The following is a 6,269-nucleotide window of genomic DNA, read 5'->3' on the forward strand; positions in this document are numbered from 1 at the left end:
CCGAACAGGACAGTGAAACACCTTAGCGCCGATGATAGTGCAGATTACCTGTGTGAAAGTAGGTCATCGCCAGACACCTTATGTAGTAAACAGAACCCCCGTACTCGAAAGAGGCGGGGGTTTTGCTTTGCGCGGGAGAAACTCTATGGAAGGTTACGTTGTAAAAAATACTCGATCTCACCCTTGTTTGTAAGTCTTGGTATATCTCAGTCCATGTTAGAATTAAGCTTGTTGCTCTGTTCAAGGATTTAACTCATGTCTGGTAATACACTTGGTTTATTATTTACGGTGACATCTTTTGGTGAAAGCCATGGTGCTGGAATTGGCTGCATCGTTGATGGTTGCCCACCAGGAATGGATTTGAGTGTGGAAGATATTCAGGCTGAATTAGATCGGCGTAAGCCAGGTACTTCACGGCATGTGACTCAGCGTAAAGAGCCAGACACGGTAGAAATTTTATCAGGGATTTATGAGGGTAAAACTACGGGCACGCCGATTGCCTTGTTGATTCGTAACCAAGATCAACGTAGCCAAGATTACGGCAAAATTGTGGAAACTTTCCGCCCAGGCCACGCGGATTACACGTACTGGCATAAATACGGTATTCGTGATCCTCGCGGTGGTGGGCGCTCGTCTGCACGTGAAACCGCAGTGCGCGTTGCTGCTGGGGCGATTGCTAAGAAATGGCTACGCGAGAAATACGGCATTGAAATTCGTGGCTATATGAGCCAGCTAGGCGAATTAGAAATTCCATTTAAGAGCTGGGATGAAGTCAACGGCAATGCCTTTTTTGCCCCGAATGCAGCAATAGTGCCGCAGCTTGAAGATTATATGGATTCGATCCGCAAGGAGCGTGATTCAGTGGGCGCGCAAATTACCGTGGTGGCCGAGCATGTACCAGTGGGTTTGGGCGAGCCAGTATATGACCGTCTAGACGCAGAGATTGCTTACGCGATGATGAGTATTAATGCGGTAAAAGGCGTTGAAATTGGCGCGGGCTTTGCAAGTATTGCGCAAAAAGGCTCGGTACACTGCGATGAGCTGACCCCAACTGGTTTTGCAAGCAATCATGCTGGCGGTGTTTTAGGTGGTATTTCTACTGGCCAAGATATTGTGGTGAATTTGGCGGTTAAGCCTACATCCAGCATTGCTCAAGAGCGTCATTCGATAGATAAAGACGGCAATGCTGTGCTAATGGCAACCACTGGGCGGCATGATCCGTGCGTGGGCATTCGCGCTACTCCGATTGCTGAAGCGATGTTAGCTTTAGTATTGATTGATCATGCTTTACGCCATCGCGCTCAGTGTGGTGATGTAAAAGTAAGCACCCCACAGATTCCTGCTAAAAGGATTTGATCATGCTGAAACGATTGGCTCTTGTTGTTTTATTATTAAGCGGCTGCGCTACGCCGCCGTTTGTGGCCTCGGTAAGCGTACGGCATACTTTGGCGAGCGCGCCTAGCGCGCAGAAATTTACCTTTGAGCGCGATGCCTCACAAGTGCAAAGCTTAGCGCAGCGTGATTTTGAAGAAGATGTATCTGCCGAGCTAATGAGTAAGGGCTATGTGTATGTGCCGAATATGAGCGCAGCAGATTGGTTGGTGCGATTGCAGTATCAGGTGGATGGCGGTAAAACCATTACCTCACAAGAGCCCATTTGGGGGACAGTAGGTTTTAGTACTTACTATCGCCGAGTTTCTACCTCAAGTGGTGTGGTTCTAGTGCCTTATACCCGCGCAGAGAATGGTATTGTTGGTAGCCGCCCCGTGAGTGACACCGTTTTTAGCCGGCAGTTAAATTTAGATATACTAGATAAAAAGGATTTAGCGGCTGGGCGCTTTGCCAAAATTTTTGAAGGCAAAGCCATCAATCGCAGCCGAGATGATGCGATTGAGCCCGCAGTGCCTTGGTTGATTCGTGCCTTGTTTGAGCAGTTTCCAGGCGCTTCTGGCTTGACACGTGAAGTTAAAATTATTTTGCCAGAACAATAATTGATTGATTTACGCAAGCCTCAAATAAAAGACGCTCGATATTTTAAACACAGCCTATTCTAAGCCTTTCATGGTTGGGCATCTTTTTCTGAAAAAAATAGACGCTTGCGTAATCACCATCATTCATTAAATCGGAAAGTCCTGTGACACCTGAACAATATTGTGAAGATAAAGCCGCAAAAAGTGGCTCTAGTTTTTATTACAGCTTTCGATTTTTGCCATTAGAGCAAAGGAAAGCCATTACCGCTTTATATGCTTTTTGCCGTGAAGTGGATGACGTGGTGGATGAATGCCATGAAGAAGCCGTGGCTAGAACTAAATTGGCATGGTGGCGGAGTGAAATTGATCAATTATTTGCGGGATCGCCCCAGCATCCAGTAACTCAAGCTTTATTGCCTGCGATTAAAAAATACGATTTGCAACGCGAGCTATTTATAGAAATCATCGACGGTATGGAGATGGATCTAGATATGGCCCGCTATAATAGTTTTAAAGATTTGCAGTTGTATTGCTACCGCGTGGCCTCAGTTGTTGGGCAAATGGCAGCGCAAATATTTGGCTTTACCGATCGCGGTACACTTAAATACGCCCATGATTTGGGTCTTGCATTTCAATTAACCAATATTATTCGTGATGTGGGTGAAGACGCGCGCCGTGGCCGCATCTATTTACCTGTGACTGAATTGCAGCAATTTAATGTGCCCGCTGCTGATATTCTAGCCTGCCGTGATACGCCTGAATTTAGAGCATTAATGGATTTTCAAATTGCGCGTGCTGAGCAATATTATGTGCAAGCAATGAGCCAATTACCTGCGGTAGATAAAAAGCAGCAGCGTACTGGCTTGGTGATGGCGGCTATTTACCGTGCTACTTTAAAAGAAATTCAAAAAGATGGCGTAGGTAAGGTATTGAGCCAGCGCATTTCTTTAACACCAATTCGTAAACTATGGCTGGCTTGGAAAACGTGGTGGTTTTAAATAGTAAGTCATCCGTAGCGGTATTAGGCGGGGGCTATGCCGGTATGGCTGCTGCTGCTGAGCTAGCGGCCGCAGGTATTAAGGTTAGCGTCTTTGAAGCCGGTAAAGTCTTAGGTGGGCGAGCTAGGCGGGTAGAGTTAGCCGAGCAGTCTTTTGATAATGGCCAGCACCTAGTGATTGGTGCGTATACCGAGCTACTGGCCATGATGGCTAAGGTGGGGGTGGATTGCGAGGCGGCCTTTTTGCGCATGCCTATGGAGCTGGTGGTGGAGCCTGACTTTCGCTTAGCTTGCCCCAAACTACCTGCCCCTTTGCACTTGGCTGTTGGCTTGATTTTTGCCCAAGGCTTAACTTGGGCAGAGCGTTTTGCTTTGCTGCGGGCGATTCGCGTTGCACAAGCGGCGGATTGGCAATTGGCCGAGGATGTCAGCGTTAGCTGCTGGCTAGCGGATCAACGTCAGCCTAAGGTGTTAATTAGCCGCTTTTGGCAGCCCCTCACTGTGGCGGCTTTAAATACGCCGCTTGAGCTGGCATCTGCACAGGTTTTACTCAATGTGCTCAGAGATAGCTTGGGTGGTGCGCGGGCCGCTTCAGATTTATTACTACCTAAGCTTGATTTTTCTGCTTTGTTCCCCGATGCGGCGGAGCGCTTTATTCAGCAGCGCGGTGGGCAGGTTTATCGTTCACGCCGGATTACCCAGCTAGAAAAAACGCCTGAAGGTTGGCGTTTGAATGGAGAGCCTGAGTGCTTTGATGCCGTTATCTGCGCATTGCCACCTCATGGATTATCGCCCGTACTGGCTACGCTGCCGCAGTTAAAGGTTTTGGGCGATTGGATATACCAGCCGATTGTTACGGTTTACCTGCAATACGATCAAAGCACGCGGCTGGCAAGGCCCATGCAGGGCTTGAGCGATTCGCTGGCGCAGTGGGTGTTTGATCGTAGTTTTACTCACGGTATGGATGGTTTGATTGCGGTGGTGATTTCGGCCACTGGCTCGCATCAGTTCTTGCCACAAGAAGAACTTGCAGCGGCGGTAGTGGCGGAGTTGCATCAGCGCTTGGCATTACCTGTTGAGGTGCTATGGCAGCAGGTGATTACAGAAAAGCGCGCCACCTTTGCTTGTACGCCCTCTATGCAGCGCCCAAGTAATAAAACAACGGAGCACGGTTTTTGGCTGGCTGGGGACTACACTAGGGGATTAGCTGGCAGCGGTGATTACCCAGCAACTCTAGAGGGTGCGGTAAGAAGTGGCGTGGCGGCTGCCCAAGGCGTAGTGCAAGAATTAATGACTAATACAATTGAGGAATGACATGGGTGATTGGAAAAATTATCAGGCACCGGTTGGTGCATTTCGAAGCCGTGTGATTTTAGTGACCGGTGCAGGGCAGGGGATTGGTGCTGCAGCGGCTTTGGCTTTGGCTGAGTACGGCGCGACGGTGATTTTGCTGGGCCGCAACGAGAAAAAACTCGCCAAAGTATACGATGAGATTGAAGCTGCGGGCTATCCGCAGCCCGCCGCGATTCCCTTTGATTTGGCTAAATCGGGCGAGGCAGAAATTGCCCAAATGGCGGTGCTTATTCAAAAAGAATTTGGCCGTTTGGATGGGATTTTACATTGTGCGAATGGCTTTAGCCATTTGTCGCCGCTCGCCAATCAAAAAATGGACGAGTGGATGGATATGTTCAAAGTGAACGTTGCCGCGCCATTTGTGCTGAATCGCGCGCTATTTCCGCTGCTTAAAAATGCGCCTGATGCCAGTATCTTGCTGCTGGGTGAAACGCATGCTTTTGCCCCCAATGCGTATTGGGGGGGGTATAGCGTAAGCAAAGTTGGGCAAAAAAATCTGGTCGAAATCGCGGCTTCCGAGTGGGATAATATGGAAAACCTGCGAATTAATCTCTTAGTGCCGGGCCCAATTCAATCGCCATCGCGCTTAAAAACGCATCCGGGTGAAACACGCGAAAGCTTGCCGCCTACTGAATCCATCGTGCCAGCAATTTTGTATTGGATGGGCGATGCCAGCCGTGGGCAAAGTGGACAAACACTGCAGCTTCTCAGTGAGCAGTAAAAAATATCAGGGAGTGTGGAACTTGCTAGTGATTATTTGCTCCTAGTAACAGTGCTATAGCTTTAAGTGCTATCTTCATCCCCTTAGTGCCCCACCGCTGAACTGACCCCAATTAGTTGGACAGTATAAAAGCTAGGTACTCAAGAGCTGGGTTCTGTATTGCACAGGACTCAGCCCTTTTAATTTCAGCTTGATTCGGTCGTGGTTATAGTAATGGATATAATCCACGATGCCTTGCTCTAGTTGCTCAAGACTAGTGAATTTTTCTAAGTAGAAGAACTCTGATTTCAACGTGCCAAAGAAGCTTTCCATCGTTGCATTATCGTGGCAATTCCCTTTTCTTGACATACTTTGCACCAGCCCTTTTTCGGCCAATTGCTGCCGATACCCTGCCATTTGATACTGCCAACCCTGATCTGAATGCAGCAGCGGCTTTTCATCCACGCTCAGCTTGGCTAAGGCTTTCTTTAGCATTTGACTGACCAGCGCAAATACTGGGCGACGCGCCATTTCAAAGGCGATAATTTCCCCATTGTATAAATCCAGCACTGGTGACAGATAGAGCTTTTCTCCCTGCACATTAAATTCAGTCACATCCGTCACCCATTTCTGATTCGGCTTGTCCGCACTAAATTGCCGCTGCAATATATTTGGCGCGACTTTGCCACATTCACCCTTGTAGGAACGGTACTTTTTAGGCCGAACGCACGACTTCAAACCCAGCTCTTGCATTAAACGCTGAACTGTTTTGTGATTCAGCCATTCGCCTTCTTTTCTGAGCGCCAGCATGATCCGCCGATAGCCATAGCGCCCCTTATGCTCTGCAAATAGCGCTTTAAGCTGCGTTTTTACGTTTTGATACTTGTCGTTCGCAGCCAAAGCCTGCTTCTGGTAATAGAAGGTGCTGCGCGGCAAATCAGCGTGTTTTAACAAATCAGCCAATGGAAACTGTGGCCTTAATTCAAGCACTATTTGCGCTGTTTTTGCTGCGCCAATTGGGCTTTGGCTTGAACTAAAGCATTGTACTTTTTTATGTAGGCCACCTCTAAACGGAGGCGTTTGTTTTCTGCAATGAGTTCTTCACGGCTACGGGTTTCATCATCAATCGGCAGGGGAGCCGTGTTATTTTCGGTGATGGGCATGGGTGATTTCTTTCGACCTTTAGGCGCGGGTTCAAGGGCAGCCATTCCACCAGCGTCATACTGCGCGCTCCATTGGCTCAAGCAAG

At 48.4% G+C, this 6,269-nt stretch carries 5 protein-coding genes and 1 pseudogene; 5 read left to right on the forward strand and 1 reads right to left on the reverse strand.

Translation table 11 applies throughout. From position 1 onward, the window contains the following. Positions 1-255 precede the first annotated feature (255 nt). The 5 genes from aroC to Q0R17_RS00430 all read left to right on the forward strand — a co-directional run bounded on the left by aroC (position 256) and on the right by Q0R17_RS00430 (position 5,041). Positions 256-1,356: a chorismate synthase gene (aroC, locus tag Q0R17_RS00410; protein ID WP_293930936.1), complete on the forward strand. Its 1,101-nt coding sequence runs from the start codon at positions 256-258 to the stop codon at positions 1,354-1,356. A 2-nt stretch (positions 1,357-1,358) separates the two neighbouring features. Then, on the forward strand, positions 1,359-1,991 hold the full coding sequence (locus Q0R17_RS00415; protein WP_293930938.1) for a DUF4136 domain-containing protein: 633 nt from the start codon (positions 1,359-1,361) through the stop codon (positions 1,989-1,991). Positions 1,992-2,134: 143 nt separating this feature from the next. Then, a complete protein-coding gene (hpnD, locus tag Q0R17_RS00420; RefSeq protein ID WP_293930940.1) occupies positions 2,135-2,968 on the forward strand; it encodes a presqualene diphosphate synthase HpnD in 834 nt (277 codons plus the stop codon). Next, positions 2,938-4,281 (forward strand): hydroxysqualene dehydroxylase HpnE, encoded by a 1,344-nt coding sequence (gene hpnE / locus Q0R17_RS00425; protein ID WP_293930943.1) that lies wholly within the window; start codon positions 2,938-2,940, stop codon positions 4,279-4,281. The genes hpnD and hpnE overlap by 31 nt, the downstream gene beginning before the upstream one ends. A gap of 1 nt (position 4,282) precedes the next feature. Beyond that, positions 4,283-5,041, forward strand: a complete 759-nt coding sequence (locus Q0R17_RS00430) for an SDR family NAD(P)-dependent oxidoreductase (RefSeq protein WP_293930946.1) — start codon at positions 4,283-4,285, stop codon at positions 5,039-5,041. 132 nt (positions 5,042-5,173) lie between these two features. Here Q0R17_RS00430 and Q0R17_RS00435 read toward each other — a convergent pair. Continuing rightward, positions 5,174-6,269 (reverse strand): annotated as a pseudogene (locus tag Q0R17_RS00435) (IS3 family transposase); the annotation flags it as partial.

The sequence above is a fragment of the Iodobacter sp. genome (assembly GCF_025352645.1).
GTDB lineage: Bacteria > Pseudomonadota > Gammaproteobacteria > Burkholderiales > Chitinibacteraceae > Iodobacter.

What these genes read in the sequence shown, in the direction of transcription:
- Q0R17_RS00430 (WP_293930946.1), top strand. Translation starts at nt 4,283, where the DNA reads ATGGGTGATTGGAAAAATTATCAGGCACCGGTTGGTGCATTTCGAAGC.
- hpnE (WP_293930943.1), top strand. Translation starts at nt 2,938, where the DNA reads ATGGCTGGCTTGGAAAACGTGGTGGTTTTAAATAGTAAGTCATCCGTA.
- Q0R17_RS00415 (WP_293930938.1), top strand. Translation starts at nt 1,359, where the DNA reads ATGCTGAAACGATTGGCTCTTGTTGTTTTATTATTAAGCGGCTGCGCT.
- aroC (WP_293930936.1), top strand. Translation starts at nt 256, where the DNA reads ATGTCTGGTAATACACTTGGTTTATTATTTACGGTGACATCTTTTGGT.